11 protein-coding genes and 4 pseudogenes are annotated in these 21,173 nt (G+C 53.0%); 7 read left to right on the plus strand and 8 right to left on the minus strand.

Annotation, left to right across the window (positions count from 1 at the left end):
• Positions 1 to 201: 201 nt before the first annotated feature.
• The 3 genes from ppc (at position 202) to CRI63_RS08470 (ending at position 5,832) form a co-directional block, all read left to right on the plus strand.
• A complete protein-coding gene (gene ppc, locus CRI63_RS08460; RefSeq protein ID WP_135519226.1) occupies positions 202 to 2,853 on the plus strand; it encodes a phosphoenolpyruvate carboxylase in 2,652 nt (883 codons plus the stop codon).
• 179 nt (positions 2,854 to 3,032) lie between these two features.
• On the plus strand, positions 3,033 to 4,766 hold the full coding sequence (locus tag CRI63_RS08465) for a phosphoethanolamine transferase CptA (RefSeq protein WP_135487063.1): 1,734 nt from the start codon (positions 3,033 to 3,035) through the stop codon (positions 4,764 to 4,766).
• A gap of 214 nt (positions 4,767 to 4,980) precedes the next feature.
• On the plus strand, positions 4,981 to 5,832 hold the full coding sequence (locus tag CRI63_RS08470) for an AraC family transcriptional regulator (protein ID WP_000274608.1): 852 nt from the start codon (positions 4,981 to 4,983) through the stop codon (positions 5,830 to 5,832).
• On the opposite strand, the gene CRI63_RS08475 is transcribed toward CRI63_RS08470, so the two are convergent.
• The 5 genes and pseudogenes from CRI63_RS08475 to CRI63_RS08495 all read right to left on the minus strand — a co-directional run bounded on the left by CRI63_RS08475 (position 5,819) and on the right by CRI63_RS08495 (position 10,770).
• Positions 5,819 to 6,160: a PTS fructose-like transporter subunit IIB gene (locus CRI63_RS08475; protein WP_032304250.1), complete on the minus strand. Its 342-nt coding sequence runs from the start codon at positions 6,158 to 6,160 to the stop codon at positions 5,819 to 5,821. The two genes, CRI63_RS08470 and CRI63_RS08475, sit on opposite strands and share 14 nt — an antisense overlap.
• Position 6,161: 1 nt before the next feature.
• Positions 6,162 to 7,041, minus strand: a pseudogene (locus CRI63_RS08480) ([formate-C-acetyltransferase]-activating enzyme).
• Positions 7,007 to 9,305, minus strand: a pseudogene (locus CRI63_RS08485) (formate C-acetyltransferase). Before CRI63_RS08485 ends, CRI63_RS08480 begins: the two co-directional pseudogenes overlap by 35 nt.
• Positions 9,306 to 9,355: 50 nt before the next feature.
• Complete coding sequence (locus CRI63_RS08490; protein ID WP_130215305.1) at positions 9,356 to 9,676, minus strand: PTS fructose-like transporter subunit IIB; 321 nt, start codon at positions 9,674 to 9,676, stop codon at positions 9,356 to 9,358.
• Positions 9,677 to 9,690: 14 nt separating this feature from the next.
• A complete protein-coding gene (locus CRI63_RS08495) occupies positions 9,691 to 10,770 on the minus strand; it encodes a PTS fructose transporter subunit EIIC (protein WP_135519229.1) in 1,080 nt (359 codons plus the stop codon).
• 309 nt (positions 10,771 to 11,079) lie between these two features.
• On the opposite strand from CRI63_RS08495, the pseudogene ptsP reads away from it, so the two are divergent.
• The 4 genes and pseudogenes from ptsP to CRI63_RS08515 all read left to right on the plus strand — a co-directional run bounded on the left by ptsP (position 11,080) and on the right by CRI63_RS08515 (position 16,260).
• Positions 11,080 to 13,580 (plus strand): annotated as a pseudogene (gene ptsP / locus CRI63_RS08500) (phosphoenolpyruvate--protein phosphotransferase).
• Positions 13,581 to 13,591: 11 nt separating this feature from the next.
• Positions 13,592 to 14,254, plus strand: a complete 663-nt coding sequence (gene fsa / locus CRI63_RS08505) for a fructose-6-phosphate aldolase (RefSeq protein ID WP_000424845.1) — start codon at positions 13,592 to 13,594, stop codon at positions 14,252 to 14,254.
• A 10-nt stretch (positions 14,255 to 14,264) separates the two neighbouring features.
• Positions 14,265 to 15,368: a bifunctional L-1,2-propanediol dehydrogenase/glycerol dehydrogenase gene (gene gldA / locus CRI63_RS08510; protein WP_130222336.1), complete on the plus strand. Its 1,104-nt coding sequence runs from the start codon at positions 14,265 to 14,267 to the stop codon at positions 15,366 to 15,368.
• A gap of 275 nt (positions 15,369 to 15,643) precedes the next feature.
• Positions 15,644 to 16,260: pseudogene (locus CRI63_RS08515) on the plus strand (DUF1287 domain-containing protein).
• 26 nt (positions 16,261 to 16,286) lie between these two features.
• Here CRI63_RS08515 and yijE read toward each other — a convergent pair.
• From yijE to metF, 3 genes are all read right to left on the minus strand, one after another.
• Positions 16,287 to 17,192, minus strand: coding sequence for a cystine transporter YijE (gene yijE, locus CRI63_RS08520; RefSeq protein WP_135519231.1), 906 nt, complete (start codon positions 17,190 to 17,192; stop codon positions 16,287 to 16,289).
• A gap of 93 nt (positions 17,193 to 17,285) precedes the next feature.
• Entirely contained in the window at positions 17,286 to 19,466 is a 2,181-nt protein-coding gene (katG, locus tag CRI63_RS08525) for a catalase/peroxidase HPI (protein ID WP_130222342.1), read from the minus strand.
• A gap of 340 nt (positions 19,467 to 19,806) precedes the next feature.
• The gene (metF, locus tag CRI63_RS08530; RefSeq protein WP_130222344.1) at positions 19,807 to 20,697 is read right to left on the minus strand and encodes a methylenetetrahydrofolate reductase; all 891 of its coding nucleotides are present in this window, start codon (positions 20,695 to 20,697) and stop codon (positions 19,807 to 19,809) included.
• Between the last annotated feature and the right edge of the window lie 476 nt (positions 20,698 to 21,173).

Here is a 21,173-nt window from a genome sequence, read left to right on the forward strand (position 1 = left end):
CGCTTATTTAAAACCTTGTGAATTTAATGGCGTAAATTCCTGCTATTTATTCGTTTGCTGAAGCGATTTCGCAGCATTTGACGTCACCGCTTTTACGTGGCTTTATAAAAGACGACGAAAAGCAAAGCCCGAGCATATTCGCGCCAATGCGACGTGAAGGATACAGGGCTATCAAACGATAAGATGGGTGTCTGGGGTCATATGAACGAACAATATTCCGCATTGCGTAGTAATGTCAGTATGCTCGGCAAAGTGCTGGGAGAAACCATCAAGGATGCGTTGGGAGAACACATTCTTGAACGCGTAGAAACTATCCGTAAGTTGTCCAAATCTTCACGCGCTGGCAATGATGCTAACCGCCAGGAGTTACTCACCACTTTACAAAATTTGTCGAACGACGAGCTGCTGCCCGTTGCGCGTGCGTTTAGTCAGTTCCTGAACCTGGCCAACACCGCCGAGCAATACCACAGCATTTCGCCGAAAGGCGAGGCTGCCAGCAATCCGGAAGTGATCGCCCGCACCCTGCGTAAACTGAAAAACCAGCCGGAACTGAGCGAAGACACCATCAAAAAAGCAGTGGAATCTCTGTCGCTGGAACTGGTCCTCACGGCTCATCCAACCGAAATTACCCGTCGTACACTGATCCACAAAATGGTGGAAGTGAACGCCTGCTTAAAGCAGCTCGATAACAAAGATATCGCCGACTACGAACACCACCAGCTGATGCGCCGCCTGCGCCAGTTGATTGCTCAGTCCTGGCATACTGATGAAATCCGTAAGCTGCGTCCAAGCCCGGTAGATGAAGCCAAATGGGGCTTTGCCGTAGTGGAAAACAGCCTGTGGCAAGGCGTACCAAATTACCTGCGCGAACTGAACGAACAACTGGAAGAGAATCTCGGCTACAAACTGCCCGTCGAATTTGTTCCGGTCCGTTTTACTTCGTGGATGGGCGGCGACCGCGACGGCAACCCGAACGTCACTGCCGATATCACCCGCCACGTCCTGCTGCTCAGCCGCTGGAAAGCCACCGATTTGTTCCTGAAAGATATTCAGGTTCTGGTTTCTGAACTGTCGATGGTTGAGGCCACCTCAGAACTGCTGGCGCTGGTCGGCGAAGAAGGCGCCGCAGAACCGTATCGCTATCTGATGAAAAACCTGCGTTCTCGCCTGATGGCGACACAGGCATGGCTGGAGGCGCGCCTGAAAGGCGAAGAACTGCCAAAACCAGAAGGCCTGCTGACGCAGAACGAAGAACTGTGGGAGCCGCTCTACGCTTGCTACCAGTCACTTCAGGCGTGTGGCATGGGTATTATCGCCAACGGCGATCTGCTCGACACCCTGCGCCGCGTGAAATGTTTCGGCGTACCGCTGGTGCGTATTGATATCCGTCAGGAGAGCACCCGCCATACCGAAGCGCTGGGCGAGCTGACCCGCTATCTCGGTATCGGCGATTATGAAAGCTGGTCAGAGGCCGACAAACAGGCATTCCTGATCCGCGAACTGAACTCCAAACGTCCGCTTCTGCCGCGCAACTGGCAACCAAGCGCCGAAACGCGTGAAGTGCTTGATACCTGTCAGGTGATTGCCGAAGCGCCGCAAGGCTCTATTGCCGCCTACGTGATCTCGATGGCGAAAACGCCGTCCGACGTACTGGCCGTCCACCTGCTGCTGAAAGAAGCGGGTATCGGGTTTGCGATGCCAGTCGCACCGCTGTTTGAAACTCTCGATGACCTGAACAACGCCAACGATGTCATGACCCAACTGCTGAATATCGACTGGTATCGCGGTCTGATTCAGGGCAAACAGATGGTGATGATTGGCTATTCCGACTCAGCAAAAGATGCGGGCGTGATGGCGGCCTCCTGGGCGCAATATCAGGCACAGGACGCGTTAATCAAAACCTGCGAAAAAGCAGGTATTGAACTGACGCTGTTCCACGGTCGCGGCGGTTCCATTGGTCGCGGCGGCGCACCTGCCCATGCGGCGCTGCTGTCACAACCGCCAGGAAGCCTGAAAGGCGGCCTGCGCGTGACCGAACAGGGCGAGATGATCCGCTTCAAATACGGTCTGCCAGAAATCACCGTCAGCAGCCTGTCGCTGTACACCGGAGCGATTCTGGAAGCCAACCTGCTGCCACCGCCTGAGCCGAAAGAGAGCTGGCGTCACATTATGGATGAACTGTCGGTCATCTCCTGCGATGTCTACCGCGGATACGTGCGTGAAAACAAAGACTTTGTCCCTTACTTCCGCTCCGCTACGCCGGAACAAGAGCTGGGCAAACTGCCGTTAGGTTCACGCCCGGCGAAACGTCGCCCAACCGGCGGCGTCGAGTCTCTGCGCGCCATTCCGTGGATTTTTGCCTGGACACAAAACCGCCTGATGCTCCCCGCCTGGCTGGGTGCAGGTACGGCGCTGCAAAAAGTGGTGGAAGATGGCAAACAGAGCGAACTGGAAGCCATGTGCCGCGACTGGCCGTTCTTCTCAACGCGTCTGGGTATGCTGGAAATGGTATTCGCCAAAGCAGATCTGTGGCTGGCGGAATACTATGACCAACGCCTGGTCGACAAAGCACTGTGGCCGTTAGGTAAAGAGTTACGCAATCTGCAAGAAGAAGACATCAAAGTGGTTCTGGCGATTGCCAACGACTCCCATCTGATGGCCGATCTACCGTGGATTGCCGAGTCTATTCAGCTACGAAATATATACACTGACCCGCTGAACGTATTGCAGGCCGAGTTGCTGCACCGCTCCCGCCAGGCAGAAAAAGAAGGCCAGGAACCGGATCCTCGCGTCGAACAAGCGTTGATGGTCACTATTGCCGGAATTGCAGCTGGTATGCGTAATACTGGCTAACCCCCTCCTCTATCAACCCTCGTGCAATAGCGCGAGGGTTTTCTGAAATACTTCTGTTCTAACACCTTCGTTTTCAATATATTTCTGTCTGCATTTCACCCAGATTCTGGATATCCCTTCAGATATCCTTAAGGTTTTGTCCTTACATTCGGCGCTATTATCCAAAACGGGTTCTTACTATGCATTCCACTGAAGTCCAGACTAAACCCATTTTTAGCTGGAAAGCCCTGGGTTGGGCACTGCTCTACTTTTGGTTTTTCTCTACCCTGTTACAGGCCATTATTTACATCAGCGGCTACAGCGGCACCAACGGCATTCGCGACTCGCTGCTGTTCAGTTCGCTGTGGTTGATCCCGGTATTCCTCTTTCCGAAGCGGATTAAGATTATCGCAGCGGTAATCGGCGTAATGCTGTGGGCGGCTTCTCTGGCAGCGTTGTGCTACTACGTCATCTACGGTCAGGAGTTCTCGCAGAGCGTTCTGTTTGTGATGTTTGAGACCAACACCAACGAAGCCAGCGAGTATTTAAGCCAGTATTTCAGCCTGAAGATTGTGCTTATCGCGCTGGCCTATACGGCGGTGGCAGTTTTGCTGTGGACGCGCCTGCGCCCGGTCTATATTCCAAAACCGTGGCGTTATGTTGTCTCTTTTGCCCTGCTTTATGGCTTGATTCTGCACCCGATCGCCATGAATACGTTTATCAAGAACAAGCCATTTGAGAAAACGTTGGATAATCTGGCATCTCGCATGGAACCTGCCGCACCGTGGCAATTTCTGACCGGTTATTATCAGTATCGTCAACAACTTAACTCACTGACGAAGCTGCTGAATGAAAATAACGCATTACCGCCACTGGCTAATTTCAAAGACGAATCGGGTAACGAACCGCGCACCTTAGTGCTGGTGATTGGCGAATCGACCCAACGTGGACGCATGAGCCTGTACGGCTATCCGCGTGAAACCACGCCGGAACTGGATGCGCTGCATAAAACCGATCCGAACCTGACGGTGTTCAATAACGTGGTCACATCGCGTCCGTACACCATTGAAATCCTGCAACAGGCGCTGACCTTTGCCAATGAAAAGAACCCGGATCTGTATCTGACGCAGCCGTCGCTGATGAACATGATGAAACAGGCAGGTTATAAAACCTTCTGGATAACCAACCAGCAGACGATGACTGCCCGCAACACCATGCTGACGGTATTTTCGCGCCAGACCGACAAGCAGTACTACATGAACCAGCAACGTACGCAGAGTGCGCGTGAATACGACACCAACGTGCTGAAGCCGTTCCAGGAAGTGCTGAAGGACCCTGCGCCGAAGAAACTGATCATCGTTCATCTGCTGGGTACGCATATCAAATACAAATACCGTTACCCGGAAAATCAGGGCAAGTTTGATGGCAATACCGATCATGTTCCGCCGGGATTAAGCGCAGAAGAGCTGGAGTCATATAACGACTATGACAACGCTAACCTGTACAACGATCATGTGGTTGCCAGCCTGATTAAAGACTTTAAAGCAGCAGATCCGAACGGATTCCTGGTTTACTTCTCTGACCACGGTGAAGAGGTTTACGACACGCCGCCACACAAAACTCAGGGGCGTAACGAAGATAACCCGACGCGCCATATGTACACCATTCCGTTCCTGCTGTGGACGTCGGAAAAATGGCAGGCGACTCATCCGCGTGATTTCTCGCAGGATGTTGATCGTAAATACAGCCTGGCGGAACTGATCCACACCTGGTCAGATTTGGCGGGCTTATCTTACGACGGTTACGATCCAACCCGTTCAGTGGTAAATCCGCAGTTCAAAGAAACCACTCGCTGGATTGGTAATCCGTATAAGAAAAATGCGCTGATCGATTACGACACTCTGCCGTATGGCGATCAGGTGGGTAATCAGTAATTATCAGCCAGATGCTATTTGCCGGATGCGACGCTTGACGCGTCTTATCCGGCCTACAGATCGCGGCGGTAGGCCAGATAAAGCGTTTACGCCGCATCCGGCAATACAACTGCCGCAATGTTTACATCGAACGCCCCTCAGGCCACACTTTTCAGGTGGCCTTTTTTCATAATGCCAGTTACTGTTTTCCCGTCTACATACCTAAGGGAATAACATGTATCACGACGTCAGCTATCTGCTCTCCCGCCTGATCAACGGCCCGCTGTCGCTGCGCCAGATTTACTTTGCCAGCAGCAACGGTCCGGCGCCCGATCTTGCGTATCAGGTGGATTTTCCACGGCTGGAAATAGTGCTGGAAGGTGAGTTTGTTGATACCGGCGCTGGAGCAACGTTAGTTCCCGGCGATGTGCTGTACGTTCCCGCTGGCGGCTGGAATTTCCCACAATGGCAAGCCCCCGCCACCACCTTTAGCGTGCTGTTTGGCAAACAGCAACTCGGCTTCAGCGTCGTGCAATGGGATGGCAAACAGTATCAAAATCTGGCGAAGCAACACGTCGCCCGACGCGGCCCGCGCATTGGTTCTTTTCTGCTACAAACGCTCAATGAAATGCAAATGCAGCCGCAGGAGCAGCAAACGGCAAGGCTTATCGTCGCCAGCCTGCTTAGCCACTGCCGCGATTTGCTTGGCAGCCAAATACAGACCGCCTCACGCAGCCAGGCTCTATTCGAAGCTATTCGTGATTATATCGACGAACGCTATGCCTCCGCGCTTACCCGCGAATCTGTCGCACAGGCGTTCTATATTTCACCAAACTATCTCTCGCACCTGTTTCAAAAAACGGGGGCCATTGGTTTTAACGAATACCTGAATCACACGCGACTGGAGCACGCTAAGACGTTATTGAAAGGCTATGACCTGAAGGTAAAAGAAGTGGCGCACGCCTGCGGCTTTGTCGACAGCAACTACTTCTGCCGTCTGTTTCGTAAAAACACCGAACGCTCGCCGTCGGAATATCGTCGGCAGTACCACAGCCAACTGACAGAAAAACCGACTACTCCAGAATAAGATGGGTTTGCTGCGGCGCAGAAAGCACTTTACGCACCGCGCTCATCACCCGCTGCGGCTCACGCAGGAACGCGTAGATACTGCATTGCACGTAGCGACAATGTTCAAATCGCTCGGCACCAGCAAGCTCGATATCCGTAATCAACAGCGCAACATCCGCCCGGCGGATATCCTCGTCCGCTAAACGATTCTCCGTTCCCAGCGCGCCCTGGGTTTCAATGCTGACGCCCCATTTCTCTATCTGGCACAACTTTTCCAGCCGTTCCGCCGCCATATAAGTATGCGCCACGCCGCTCACGCAGGCGGTTACTGCCACCAGGTATGCCATTTTAACCTCCCACGGTAACCTGAAATCCGGCCCGTTCTGCCATTTCGCGCATTGTTGCCACATCGGCTGACGACGGCGCTGAAACCTCTTTCATCGACCATGTTTTCCCCAGCAAGCGGTATTTCGGCTCGCCGTACTGATGAAACGGTAACAGATGGATCTGCCTGATATTCAGCGGGATCAGCACGTCCAGCGCCTGCTGCATATTCTCCCGGCTGAGTGTGAAACCGGGGATCAGCGGCAAACGCGGGATCACGTTGACACCTTCACTCACCAGCAAACGCAAGTTCTCCAGCACGCGTGGCAGATTCATCTTCACCACATCCCGCGCCTGAGTCGCGTCCATAATTTTTAAATCGAACAACACTTCATCGCACAATTTCGCCAGCGGCAACAGTTTGCTGGCTGGCGCGTCTCCGGCAGTTTCGATAGCGCATGACACACCCCACAACCGCAGTCGCTGTAAAAAACGGGTAGCAAACTCCGCCTGCATTAATACTTCTCCGCCAGAAAGCGTGACGCCGCCGCCGGACGTGCGAAAGAAAACGTCATCTTTCATCACTTCCCGCTCCAGCGCGTCAAGGCTGATATCGCGACCAATCCGTTCAAACGCACCGGAGGGGCATTCATCCGCATCGCGCAAACATTTCGCGCAGTGCAGACATTTCGCCTCTCTGCGCACCGTCTGGATTTTGCCGGAGATCGACTCCGGGTTAGCACACCACGGGCAAAGATGCGGACAGCCTTTAAAAAAAGACCACCGTACGAATGCCCTCGCCGTCATTCAGCGAATAACGCTGAATGTTGAAAATGCGCGCCACATCATCGCGGCGCGTTTCCACAACGTTACAGCTGATGCGCTGTCCGGCGGATGATGTCATCCTGGATCTCCTTCGACAGTTCGACAAAGAAGGCGCTGTATCCGGCAACGCGTACCACCAGCCCCGCATAGTCCTGCGGGCGTAATTGGGCTTCACGTAACGTGTCGGCGTTCACCACGTTAAATTGAACATGCTGCAACTTAAGCTGGGTAAATGCCCGTAAGAAGTCGGCCAGTTTGCGTAATCCCGCTTCACCTTCCAGGGTTGCCGGAGTGAATTTCACGTTCAGCAACGTCCCGTTAGAAAGCAGCGTGTTATCGAGCTTACTGACTGACTTCAGTACCGCCGTTGGCCCTTGCCCGTCCTGACCCAGCATGGGTGACAAGCCGCCGTCTGCCAGCTGTTCCCCGGCAAAACGACCGTCTGGCGTCGCACCAACTACCGATCCCAACGGGACGTGAGCAGAAACGGTATACGATCCCGGCGTGAAGTAGCCGCCGCGCGGGTTCTGGTATTTTTCCACTTCTTTGCAGTAATGGCGTAACAGTTCGGCGCTAATGTTATCCACCTCGTCGATATCGTTACCGTATTTCTCGAAGCGGTTAATTAAGCGAGCGCGAACTTTTTTCGCCTTCTGGCGTTGCGAAGTTAGCTTTTAATACCGACAGCAATTCGTCAAAACTTAAACGCTGCTGATCAAAAATCATCCCTTTCAACGCATGGAGAGAATCGCTCAGGTTGGCGATACCGATCCCCTGTACGCCGGAGAAGTTATAACGCGCGCCGCCGTCGGTAATATCGCGGCCTTTCTCCAGACAATCACTGATAAACGATGAGAGCAGCGGTACAGGTGCCCAGTCACGGTGACCGATATCGCAAATATTGCTGCCTTCAACCATCAGGGTGATGTAGTGGCTGATCTTGGCGCGGATCTGTTCCAGTAAACCTTCATAACTCAGCGCAGCATTGCCTTCATTTTCATGCAGGCAGATTTCCATCACTTTCAGCAGGTTAAACATCGCGATGTCATGCAAGCCGTAGGTTCTGCCGGGAATAGATAATTCCACACAGCCCACCACTGAATAATCGCGCGCATCTTCCAGCGAAACGCCACGGTTGAGGAACGCTGGCACCACCACTTCATCGTTGAAGATTTGCGGAATACCCGTGCCGAGGCGAATGGTTTCTGCGGTTTTCATCAGGAACGGCGTGTCGATCAAGGCGTTAGTGCGCACACCGAGGTTCGGTTGCGGTAATTGCACGCTTTGATAGGCGTCGAGACAGAGGAACGAAAGCACGTTCACCGCGCTACGTCCATTCTCGGTTAACCCGCCGAGCAGTGCGGTATAGCCGGTCGGGAAACCTGCGAAATAACGCGCACTGCTGGTGGAACGCAACAGCACGATGTCGTTGCATTTCACCCATAAAGATTCGAGCAGTTCTTTCAGGAACGCCGGATCTTCGCCCTGGGTTAATGATGCCTGATAGAACGGCAACATATACTGGTCGAAGCGCCCTAAAGACAGCGAACTGGCGTTGGATTCGTATTGCAGAATGATGTTCATGTACCAGAATAACTGGCACGCCTGCCAGAACGTCTGCGGCTTATGTTCGGCGTTATGGCGGGAGATCTCCGCAATAGTCAGCAGTTCTTCGCGACGCTGGGCATCCGGGCAGTTTGCCGCCATCGTTTCCGCCAGTTCGGCGTAACGCAAAATGTGTTTCTGCGAGGCTTCGAGCAGTAACAATGCTGCCTGATAAAAGTGATTCTCCGGCTGTTGCTGGCAATGTTGCTGCATCTGCGCCACCAGCTCACCCAGCCCGTGATTCAGCAGGCGCGGGTAATCAATAATAATGTGTCCCTGGCCTTTATCCGTCTGGTTGATGCTGAAAATCTGCGTGCTGGTCGCGGCTTTTACTTCATCCGTCATCTGCCCGTTGATGAAATCTTTCATCGAACGTTTTTCCCAGTACGGGAACAGCTCTTCACGGTAGATACGTTTGTCTTCTTCGCTAATGGCGAAACGGTCTTGCGGGCGCGTCGGGAATTGATCCAGCTCTTTCAGCAACCAGTAAGGGTCCATTTCCGGCGACATAATCCCGGCGCGCGGTTTTACGGTGCGGTTACCGGCAATCAGTTCTTCATCACGAATCGAAATTTCAACATGTTCAAGGATATACGCTGTTGCTTTCGCCCGGCGCAATATCACCGGTTCGCCTTCGGTTTGCCGATGGCTGGCGGTATAAAGCAGCGCCCGCTCCAGCGAGATTTCACGGGTATTGGCAAACAGTGCAGTTTTGAGGCGAGAGATACGATTCGTCATGAGGAACTCCTGTGGGAAAGCGAACCCGCCCTTACGGGCGGGATAAGAACTTAAGCGGTTTGTGTCAGATGAGCTTCAATTTTGCTCATAATGGCGTCAGCGCGTTTAACCGCGTCGCTGATATTGACGCGCACGATGGTCTTGCCTGCAAAACGCTCTTCAAATTTGATGCCGATATCTTTGGTCAGAATCACCATATCGGCGCTCGCCACGTCTTCCGCAGTCAGTTCATTTTCCAGACCAATCGAACCCTGAGTTTCTACTTTTACTTCCCAGCCTTTCGCTTTCGCGGCACTTTCCAGCGCCTCTGCCGCCATATAGGTATGGGCAACACCTGAAGGACATGCGGTTACTGCAATAATTTTCGTCATGGCTCGTTCCTCAATTAATTAATTTCAAAATCCAGATCCAGGTCGTCTTCCTTCTCAGCAGTCGAAGACCCATTTTTACGCGCCAGACTTTTCAGCACGTTAACGCAGATAGCCGTTGCTACAGCCCCAACAGCCACTGCCGCGATGTAACCCAACTTGCCTTCAACCACCGGCAGCACAATCAGACCACCCCAGCCTGCATAGCACTGCGCACCTACCATTGCTGCGGTCACCGTGCCACAGACAGTCCCCACCATAATGGAAGGAATGACACGCAACGGATCGGCGGCAGCGAAAGGAATCGCCCCTTCAGTGACGCCAACACAGCCCATTACCAGCGCCGCTTTACCGGTTTCGCGCTCTTCTGCGGAGAAATTTTTACGACCAATCAGCGTTGCCAGCCCCATGCCCAGCGGCGGAACACAGATCCCCACGGCAGCAATGGCCACCACGGTATAAACACCCTGAGCAACGCAAATCAGCATGAACGCATAGGCCACTTTGTTAACCGGGCCGCCCATATCGAACGCCAGCATCAGCCCCATGATCACCGCCAGCATCACCACGCTGCCTTGCTGCATCCCCTGAAGCCACTGAGTCAGGCTGTTGGTTAACGCACCTACAGGTTCCCCCAGCCCCCACATCATGACGCCAGCGGTAATTAAGGTGCCGGCAATGGGAATAATGAAGATGGGCATCACCGAGCGCAGAACTTTATGCACCGGAATTTTCTTCAGGTAATGCACCACGATGCCGCCGATAATCCCGGCGATCAGCGCACCAAAGAAGCCTGCACCAAAGCTGTTGCCAACCCAGGCACCGATAGCGCACGGAGCCAGCGCAGAGCGTTCTGCAATGGAATAACCGATGTAAGCGGCGAGGAAAGGCACCATCAGCGTTAAACCTGCAACACCGATATCAAACAGTTTTTTCAGATTCGGATCGGCTACGGCATCCGGCACTGCGCCTTTGCCATACAACATGACGGAAACCGCCAGCAAAATACCGCCCGATACCACGAAGGGAATCATGTGTGAAACGCCCGTCATTAAGTGCTGACGAGTGTTTTTCAGGATCTGTACCAACTCATTCATAAGTCGCTCCCAGGCTTACCCAAGCCTATGTCCATATTTTTTGATGGGAGAAACAATAGGCAATCGCAAGCAGGTCAAACAGTGGATAAAAAGGCCATTTACTGGACTTTTGTAATGTCAGTACAAAAATGCGATCCGCCTCATAACTTGCGTTAACTCGGAATCATGCCGGAATGGCGCGTCTTGTGAGACGCGTCGCAAATTGGCGGTTACATTACATTTGTCCAGCTTTTGGCAGATTTGTCACATGGCAGGTCGTTGCCATGCGCTCTTATCCTGTAAACAGAAAACCGTACCGGGAGAGAGGCAATGGCCCTGATTGTGGAATTTATTTGTGAGCTGCCTAACGGCGTACATGCGCGTCCGGCAAGCCACGTTGAAACGCTGTGTAATACTTTTTCATCTCAAATTGAGTGGCATAACCTGCGTACTGACCGTAAAGGCAACGCCAAAAGCGCCCTGGCGCTGATTGGCACCGATACACTGGTGGGCGATAACTGCCAGTTACTGATTTCCGGGGCTGACGAACAAGCAGCACACCAGCGCTTGAGCCAGTGGTTACGTGATGAATTCCCCCACTGCGACGCGCCGCTGGCAGAAGTTAAATCTGACGAGCTGGAGCCGCTGCCGGTTTCACTCACTAATTTGAATCCGCACATTATTCGCGCCCGCACCGTATGTAGCGGTAGCGCAGGCGGCACGCTGACGCCAATTTCATCGTTAGATCTCAACGCACTGGGTAATCTTCCCGCCGCCAAAGGTGTGGACGCTGAGCAATCCGCGCTGGAAAACGGCCTGACGCTGGTGATGAAAAACATTGAGTTTCGTCTGCTGGATAGCGACGGTGCCACCAGCGCGATTCTGGAAGCGCACCGATCACTGGCTGGCGATACTTCCCTGCGCGAACATTTACTGGCAGGCGTCAGTGCCGGATTAAGCTGCGCCGAAGCGATTGTCGCCAGTGCGAATCACTTTTGCGAAGAGTTCGCCCGTTCCAGCAGTAGCTACCTGCAAGAACGTGCGCTGGACGTACGCGACGTCTGCTTCCAGCTGCTTCAGCAAATCTACGGTGAACAACGCTTCCCGGCACCGGGCAAGCTGACGCAGTCATCTATTTGTATGGCGGATGAGCTGACCCCCAGCCAGTTTCTCGAACTGGATAAAAATCACCTCAAAGGTCTGTTACTGAAAAGCGGCGGCACTACGTCACATACGGTAATTCTTGCTCGTTCGTTCAACATTCCGACGCTGGTTGGTGTGGATATCGATGCCCTTACCCCGTGGCAGCAACAAACGATTTATATCGACGGCAACGCCGGGGCAATTGTGGTTGAGCCAGGGGAAGCCGTGGCCCGTTATTATCAGCAAGAAGCCCGCGTACAGGACGCTCTGCGTGAGCAACAGCGTGTCTGGCTGACCCAGCAAGCGCGTACCGCTGACGGTATTCGTATCGAAGTCGCGGCGAACATCGCCCACTCAGTGGAAGCGCAGGCCGCATTTGGCAATGGCGCGGAAGGCGTTGGTTTGTTCCGTACTGAAATGCTCTATATGGATCGCACCAGCGCACCGGGCGAAAGCGAGCTGTACAACATTTTTTGTCAGGCGCTGGAGTCCGCCAACGGGCGCAGCATTATTGTGCGCACTATGGATATTGGCGGTGACAAACCCGTTGATTATCTGAACATTCCGGCAGAAGCTAACCCGTTCCTCGGTTATCGCGCGGTGCGTATTTATGAAGAATACGCCTCGCTGTTCACCACACAACTACGCTCGATCCTGCGCGCCTCTGCTCACGGCAGCCTGAAAATCATGATCCCGATGATCTCCTCAATGGAAGAGATCTTATGGGTGAAAGAAAAACTGGCAGAAGCCAAACAGCAACTACGTAACGAACACATTCCGTTTGATGAGAAGATCCAGCTCGGCATTATGCTGGAAGTGCCGTCGGTGATGTTCATCATCGATCAATGCTGCGAAGAGATTGATTTCTTTAGTATCGGCAGTAATGACCTGACGCAATATCTGCTGGCGGTGGATCGCGATAACGCTAAGGTTACTCGTCACTACAACAGCCTGAATCCGGCATTCTTGCGGGCGCTCGATTACGCCGTGCAGGCGGTGCATCGCCAGGGAAAATGGATTGGTCTGTGCGGTGAACTGGGGGCGAAAGGTTCCGTGCTGCCGTTGCTGATCGGTTTAGGGCTGGATGAGCTGAGCATGAGCGCACCGTCAATTCCGGCGGCGAAAGCGCGGATGGCGCAACTTGATAGCGTGAGTGTCGCCAGTTGCTCAACCAGGCAATGGCCTGCCGGACTTCGCTGGAAGTGGAACATCTGCTGGCGCAATTCCGCATGACCCAACAGGACGCACCGCTGGTCACTGCCGAGTGCATCACGCTGGAAAGCGACTGGCGCAGCAAAGAAGAAGTGCTCAAAGGCATGACCGATAACCTGCTGCTGGCTGGCCGCTGCCGCTATCCGCGTAAACTGGAAGCCGACTTGTGGGCGCGCGAGGCCGTTTTCTCTACCGGTCTGGGCTTTAGTTTTGCCATTCCACACAGCAAATCAGAACACATTGAGCAATCCACCATCAGCGTGGCGCGTCTGCAAGCACCGGTGCGCTGGGGCGATGATGAAGCGCAATTCATCATTATGTTAACCCTGAACAAACACGCTGCGGGCGATCAGCATATGCGCATTTTCTCGCGCCTCGCTCGTCGCATCATGCACGAAGAATTCCGTAACGCGCTGGTTAACGCCGCCTCTGCCGACGCTATCGCCAGCCTGCTGCAACATGAACTGGAACTGTAAAAGGAAACATCATGGAACTGTATCTGGACACCGCTAACGTCGCAGAAGTCGAACGTCTGGCACGCATATTCCCGATTGCTGGGGTAACAACTAACCCGAGCATTATCGCTGCCAGCAAGGAGTCCATCTGGGAAGTGCTGCCGCGTCTGCAAAAAGCGATTGGTGATGAAGGCATTCTGTTTGCTCAGACCATGAGCCGCGACGCGCAGGGGATGGTGGAGGAAGCGAAGCGCCTGCGCGACGCCATTCCGGGCATTGTGGTGAAAATCCCGGTGACTTCCGAAGGTCTGGCCGCCATTAAGATGCTGAAAAAAGAGGGTATTACTACACTTGGCACCGCTGTATATAGCGCCGCACAAGGGTTACTGGCCGCACTGGCAGGGGCAAAATACGTTGCTCCGTATGTTAACCGCGTAGACGCCCAGGGCGGAGACGGCATTCGTACCGTACAGGAGCTGCAAGCGTTACTGGAAATGCACGCGCCAGAAAGCATGGTGCTGGCAGCCAGCTTTAAAACGCCGCGTCAGGCGCTGGACTGTTTACTGGCAGGATGTGAATCCATCACACTGCCCTTAGATGTAGCGCAACAAATGCTCAACACCCCTGCGGTAGAGTCAGCTATAGAGAAGTTCGAACACGACTGGAATGCCGCATTTGGCACTACTCATCTCTAAAGGAGCAATTATGGACCGCATTATTCAATCACCGGGTAAATACATCCAGGGCGCTGATGTCATTAATCGCCTGGGCGAATACCTGAAGCCGCTGGCAGAACGTTGGTTGGTTGTTGGCGATAAATTTGTATTAGGTTTTGCTCAGGCAACCGTCGAGCAAAGCTTTAAAGATGCCGGGCTGGTAGTAGAAATTGCGCCGTTTGGCGGTGAATGTTCGCAAAATGAGATCGACCGTCTGCGTGGCATCGCGGAGACTGCGCAGTGTGGCGCAATTCTCGGTATCGGTGGCGGAAAAACCCTCGATACTGCCAAAGCGCTGGCACATTTCATGGGTGTTCCGGTAGCGATCGCACCGACTATCGCCTCTACCGACGCACCGTGCAGCGCATTGTCTGTTATCTACACCGATGATGGTGAGTTTGACCGCTATCTGCTGCTGCCAAATAACCCGAATATGGTCATTGTCGATACTAAAATCGTCGCGGGCGCACCTGCGCGTCTGTTAGCAGCGGGTATCGGTGATGCGCTGGCGACCTGGTTTGAAGCGCGTGCCTGCTCTCGTAGCGGCGCAACCACGATGGCGGGCGGTAAGTGTACTCAGGCGGCGCTGGCGCTGGCTGAACTGTGCTACAACACCCTGCTGGAAGAAAGCGAAAAAGCGATGCTTGCCGCCGAACAGCATGTAGTGACTCCGGCGCTGGAGCGCGTGATTGAAGCGAACACCTATTTGAGCGGCGTTGGTTTTGAAAGCGGTGGTCTGGCGGCGGCTCATGCGGTGCATAACGGCCTGACCGCTATCCCGGATGCGCATCACTATTATCACGGTGAAAAAGTGGCATTCGGTACGCTGACGCAGCTGGTTCTGGAAAACGCGCCGGTTGAGGAAATCGAAACCGTAGCTGCACTTAGCCATGCGGTAGGTTTGCCAATAACTCTCGCTCAACTGGATATTAAAGAAGATGTCCCGGCGAAAATGCGAATTGTGGCAGAAGCGGCATGTGCAGAAGGTGAAACCATTCACAACATGCCTGGCGGCGCGACGCCAGATCAGGTTTACGCCGCACTGCTGGTAGCCGACCAGTACGGTCAGCGTTTCCTGCAAGAGTGGGAATAACCTACTCCAAACTCCCGGCTTGTCCGGGAGTTTGAACGCAAAATTGCCTGATGCGCTACGCTTATCAGGCCTACGTAATCTCTACAATATATTGAATTTGCGTGCTTTTGTAGGCCGAATAAGGCGTTCACGCCGCATCCGGCACTCTGTGCCAGTAAACTAAAACTCCCACGTTGATTGGGAGTTTTTTTATCCGCTTCTGGACATTTTCTCCACAGAACAATCGTTAGCCCGGAAGGTCGAATCTGTGACTCTTATTTTCACGGATGAAACAGATGAAAGCTTCACTGGCGCTGGTCAGCCTGCTAACAGCATTTACCAGCCACTCCTTAAAATCTCCCGCCGTTCCACCAACCGTGGTACAAATCCAGGCCAACACCAACCTTGCCATCGCAGACAGTGCCAGACAGCAAATCGGCAGCACGCTATTTTACGATCCGGCGTATGTGCAGCTTACCTATCCTGGCGGTGATGTCCCGCAAGAACGCGGCGTATGTTCCGATGTGGTGATCCGCGCCTTGCGCAGCCAGAAGGTCGATTTGCAGAAACTGGTGCACGAAGATATGGCGAAGAATTTTGCCGAGTACCCACAAAATGGAAGTTAAAGCGCCCGGACAGCAACATCGATCACCGTCGGGTGCCTAATCTGGAAACCTGGTTTACCCGCCACGATAAAACACGCCCCACCAGCAAAAACGCCGGTGACTATCAAGCGGGTGATATTGTCTCCTGGCAACTGGACAACGGGCTGGCACATATTGGGGTGGTGTCAGATGGCTTCGCCCGCGACAGTACGCCGCTGGTGATACATAACATTGGCGCAGGCGCGCAGGAAGAAGATGTACTGTTTAGCTGGCGGATGGTGGGGCATTATCGGTATTTTGTTAAATAAGCGATCGCCCCACATGAAGAAAAAATTCAGATCCTTTTTACACTGACGGCTTCTTTTTTCTTACGGCTCACCAGCGCCAGTGCCAGTACAATCAGCACAATACCGCTACCTTCAACCGCACCAGGATTTTCACCGAGCAGCCACCAGGAAAAGAGTACGCCGCAAACGGGAACGGCCAGTGTGCTTAAGCTGGCAATACTGGCAGGCAAGTTTTTCAATACAAACAACCATAAGCTCCACGCCAGCGCCGTCGCCAGAATCGCACTGTAGGCCAGCGCCCAGAACACGGTGGGCTGCAAGTCAATTTCACGTTGCGGTACCAGTAAAGCGACCACACTCATCACCAGCGCCGCATACAGCATCTGCCAGGATGTTAACGACAATAAATCCACGCGCGGATGACGGGCATACAGACGTTTAGCAACAATGGCGCTCGCCCCCCAACTGACGCCGGAGAGGATCGCCAGCATGGCGCTTTTCATCGAAGAGAAATCGAGTTGCCACGGCTGCAACACCAAAAATAAACCGAAAGCGGCAATCAGAATCGCGAAATATTGCCCACGTCGCAGGCGTTCACCGAGAAACAACGCGGCGAAAATCACCACCCAGAACGGCATGGTATAGCTCAGGATCGCCACTTTCCCCGCTCCGCCGCTGACCAGCGCCCACTGTGCCAGGCCAACCATCCCGCAGGTTTGTAACAGGGCAATGGCTAAGGTGTATTTAAACGGCGTCGGGCGCATTCCGCGACCACGTAACAAAAGAACGATGAATAAAACGAGAGCGCCGAAAATGCAGCGTAAGGCGGTGAAGTCGAAGGCACCGATGTAGCTGGTGACTTGCTTCATGAAAATCCAGCTATAACTCCAGATAAGTGTGAGCACAACCAGGCCACTGATTGCCAGTGGGTTGCTCTTTCCTGCGGCAGACATGAGAGATCCAGTGTGTAGTTTTCCTGTGGACACTATACGCCGGTAAAGAAACTTCAGCGACTGCCTGAAAGGCAGTCGCTGAAGAAGGTCAGATTACAGCAGGTCGAAACGGTCGAGGTTCATCACTTTCACCCATGCCGCCACGAAGTCTTTTACAAATTTCTCGTGGGCATCGCTGCTGGCGTAAACTTCTGCCAGCGCACGCAGGACGGAGTTAGAACCAAATACCAGATCCGCACGGCTGGCAGTGTATTTCACTTCACCCGTTTCACGGTCACGGCCTTCGAACAGTTCTTTCGATTCGTCGGTCGCTTTCCACTCGTAACGCATATCCAGCAAGTTCACGAAGAAGTCATTGCTCAATACGCCCACACGGTCAGTGAAGACACCGTTTTTGCTGCCATCGAAGTTGGCGCCCAGCACACGCATCCCGCCCACCAGCACAGTCATTTCTGGTGCAGTCAGCGTCAGTTGCTGCGCTTTATCGATCAGCAGTGATTCAGTGGTAGCCTCGCCCGACGCAGCGCGATAGTTACGGAAACCATCAGCAACAGGTTTGAGCAGCTCGAACATCTCGATATCCGTCTGATCCTGACGTGCATCTACGCGGCCTGGTGTGAACGGAACACTGATGCTGATACCCGCAGCACTCGCCGCTTTTTCGACACCAACAACACCGGCGAGAACAATAATGTCAGCGAGTGAAGCCGTGTGTGAGGATTTATAGATCCCCTCCAGCACCGGCAATGCGCGTGCTGCTGCGGCATTAACCTCCCAGTCGCGCTGCGGAGCTAATGCCAGACGCGCACCGTTGGCACCGCCACGTTTATCCCCACCGCGGAAGGTGGAGGCAGAAGCCCAGGCAACAGAAACCAGCTCGCTCACAGAGAGACCAGACTCAGCAATCGCCGTCTTCAGGTTAAGGATATCTTCCTCGCTCGGGTTGAAGAACGCATGTGGCAGCGGATCTTGCCAGATCAGATCTTCTTTCGGCACTTCCGGTCCGATGTAACGAGATTTCGGCCCCATATCCCTGTGCGTCAGTTTGAACCACGCACGGGCAAAGGCTTCGTTGAACGCTTGCGGATCGTCAAGGAAGCGACGTGAAATCTTCTCAAACTCTGGATCAAAACGCAGCGTCAGGTCAGTGACCAGCATCGTCGGCTTACGTTTCTTCGACGGATCGAACGGATCCGGGATAATTTCCGGTGCATCTACGGCTTCAAACTGGATGGCGCCTGCCGGGCTACGAGTCTGTACCCACTCATACTTGAACAGGTTTTCGAAGAAATAGTTGCTCCACTGGGTCGGCGTCTGGGTCCAGACCACTTCCAGACCTGACGTAATGGCATCGGCACCGACACCGGAACCAAAATCACTTTTCCAGCCTAAGCCCTGGTTTTCGATCGGGGCCGCTTCTGGATCAGGACCTACGTGCGTTGCCGGGCCTGCGCCGTGAGTTTTACCTAACGTATGACCACCCGCGATCAGCGCAACGGTTTCTTCGTCGTTCATCCCCATATTGCCAAATGTCGCGCGAATAGCTGCAGCCGCAGAAAGCGGTTCGCCGCTGGCATTTGGTCCTTCCGGGTTAACGTAAATCAGCCCCATTTCGGTTGCTGCTAATGGGCGTTTTGCCAGTTCTTCCGGGTTACGGTGGGCAAGCCAGGTTTTTTCATCACCCCAGTTTACGTCGAGATCCGGTTCCCAGACGTCTTCACGACCGGCACCAAAACCGAAGGTACGGAAACCGGAGTTTTCCAGCGCCACGTTACCCGCGAGGATAAACAGGTCGGCCCAGGAGATTTTCTGACCATATTTTTGTTTGATTGGCCACAACAGACGACGCGCTTTATCCAGGCTGACGTTATCCGGCCAGGAGTTGAGCGGTGCAAAACGTTGCTGACCACGACCCGCGCCGCCGCGACCATCGATTGAACGGTAAGTCCCCGCGCCGTGCCAGGCCATACGAATAAACAGACCAGCGTAGCTGCCCCAGTCTGCTGGCCACCACGGTTGAGACTCTGTCAGCAGATCTTTCAGATCTTTTTTCAGGCCGTAGTAATCTAGCTTGCTAAATTCTTTGCGGTAGTCGAAGTCCTCACCCAGTGGGTTAGAACGGTTAGAATGTTGGTTTAACAGGTCAACACGGAGTTGTTTTGGCCACCAGTCATGAGTGGTTGTTCCCGCACCGGCGCTCTGGTCATGACCGCCATGATGGAACGGGCATTTTCCGGCTGCTGTTGTGTTATGGATATCGTCTGACGTGCTCATCAATATACTCCCTCTACAGTGTTACCCTTACGATACACAGCGTTAGAGAGAAGTTATAATTGAATTAATCCACGGATGCGATAGTTGGGATCTTACATATCATTAGTTAAAGAGATGTAGATCAAATTGATCTTAAATAAGCCTTTTTGATTATGTCCGATTACGGACAAATACCTTATAAAAAAGGGTTTTATCCCTGTTTTCTCTCTGTTCTTTTAAGGAATGAAGGAGAAAAAGCGAGTCAATAGTTTTACTTGTCTGCCCCCTCGCTTCGAGGAGGCATTTTGTGCTTTGTTTTAATTTTGTGATCACCGTGTGATTTTTACAGAAACCAAAGCACTTATAAACCAGGTCGAACACCCAGCGTATGGCAAATCGCGTAACTCATTTCAGCGCGGTTAAGCGTATAGAAGTGGAAATCTTTCACCCCTTCACGGCTTAAAATCTTCACCATATCCATCGCAATATTCGCACCCACCAGCTTGCGGGTTTCGGCGTCATCATCCAGACCATCAAACATTTGCGCCATCCACGCCGGAATACGCACGTTGGTCATGTCAGCAAATTTCTTCGCCTGTTTAAAGTTAGAGACGGGCAAAATGCCCGGAATGATTTCCACATCAATACCCGCCGAAACACAACGATCGCGAAAACGCAGGTAGCTTTCGACATCGAAGAAGAACTGAGTAATCGCGCGATTGGCTCCGGCGTCCACTTTGCGTTTCAGGTTAAGCAAATCCGCCTGGGCGCTTTTCGCTTCCGGATGCACTTCCGGATACGCCGCCACGGAGATATCGAAATCCGCGACCTCTTTTAACAGCGTCACCAGGTCAGAGGCATACATTTCCGGCTTACCGCTTCCCGGCGGCAGGTCGCCACGCAGCGCCACGATATGGCGAATACCGTTATTCCAGTAGTCGCGGGCGATGGTCCGCAGCTCGGCAGGCGTCGCATCAATGCAGGTAAGATGCGGCGCCGCTTCCAGACCGGTGCGATCTTTAATGCCTTTAATAATGCTGTGCGTGCGGTCGCGCTCACCGGAGTTTGCGCCATAGGTCACCGATACAAACTTCGGTTTCAGACTGCTGAGGCGATCGATGGAGTTCCACAGGGTCTGCTCCATTTCACTGGTACGCGGCGGGAAAAATTCGAACGAAACATTAATCTGCCCCTGGACTTCGGCCAGGCTCTGATTCAGGGCATCCCGCTGGCTGGCGTGAAAAAAGCTCATACCTTACCTCATCAATCGCTTGTAGTTATATGTTGTGTTGTGAATATCTATCCATTTAGACGTCCAGATGTAAAGATGAAGGAAAAGCCGAGGGGCGTCAACCGAAAAATGCCCCATGATGGTGAGGAATAATCAGTGAAGATGAATTTTCTTCATTTGAATGTGGGAGTAAATGGGTTCTCTCGCATTATCGCGCGCGAAGTAATGAATAAACGGATAAGCCATCGGCTTCAAATTTATTTAAATAAGAGTTAATTAATATGCTCGTCAGTGTTAGCTGGACACTTATTTAAATAAAACAAATAGATACCATAATTTGCATTCAATACTGCATGTTTATTATTTGAACTACTTCAAACTATTAACAATTCCTCCAAAATTATGTTGCAGAGCAATTATGCATCCCCCACGATAAGTAGAACGTTCTACTAGAACGTTCTACTTATACAAAAAAAGACTAATTCGCGCAGATTTAT

Source organism: Escherichia sp. E2661 (genome assembly GCF_004745185.1).
In the GTDB taxonomy this organism is placed as follows: Bacteria; Pseudomonadota; Gammaproteobacteria; order Enterobacterales; family Enterobacteriaceae; genus Escherichia.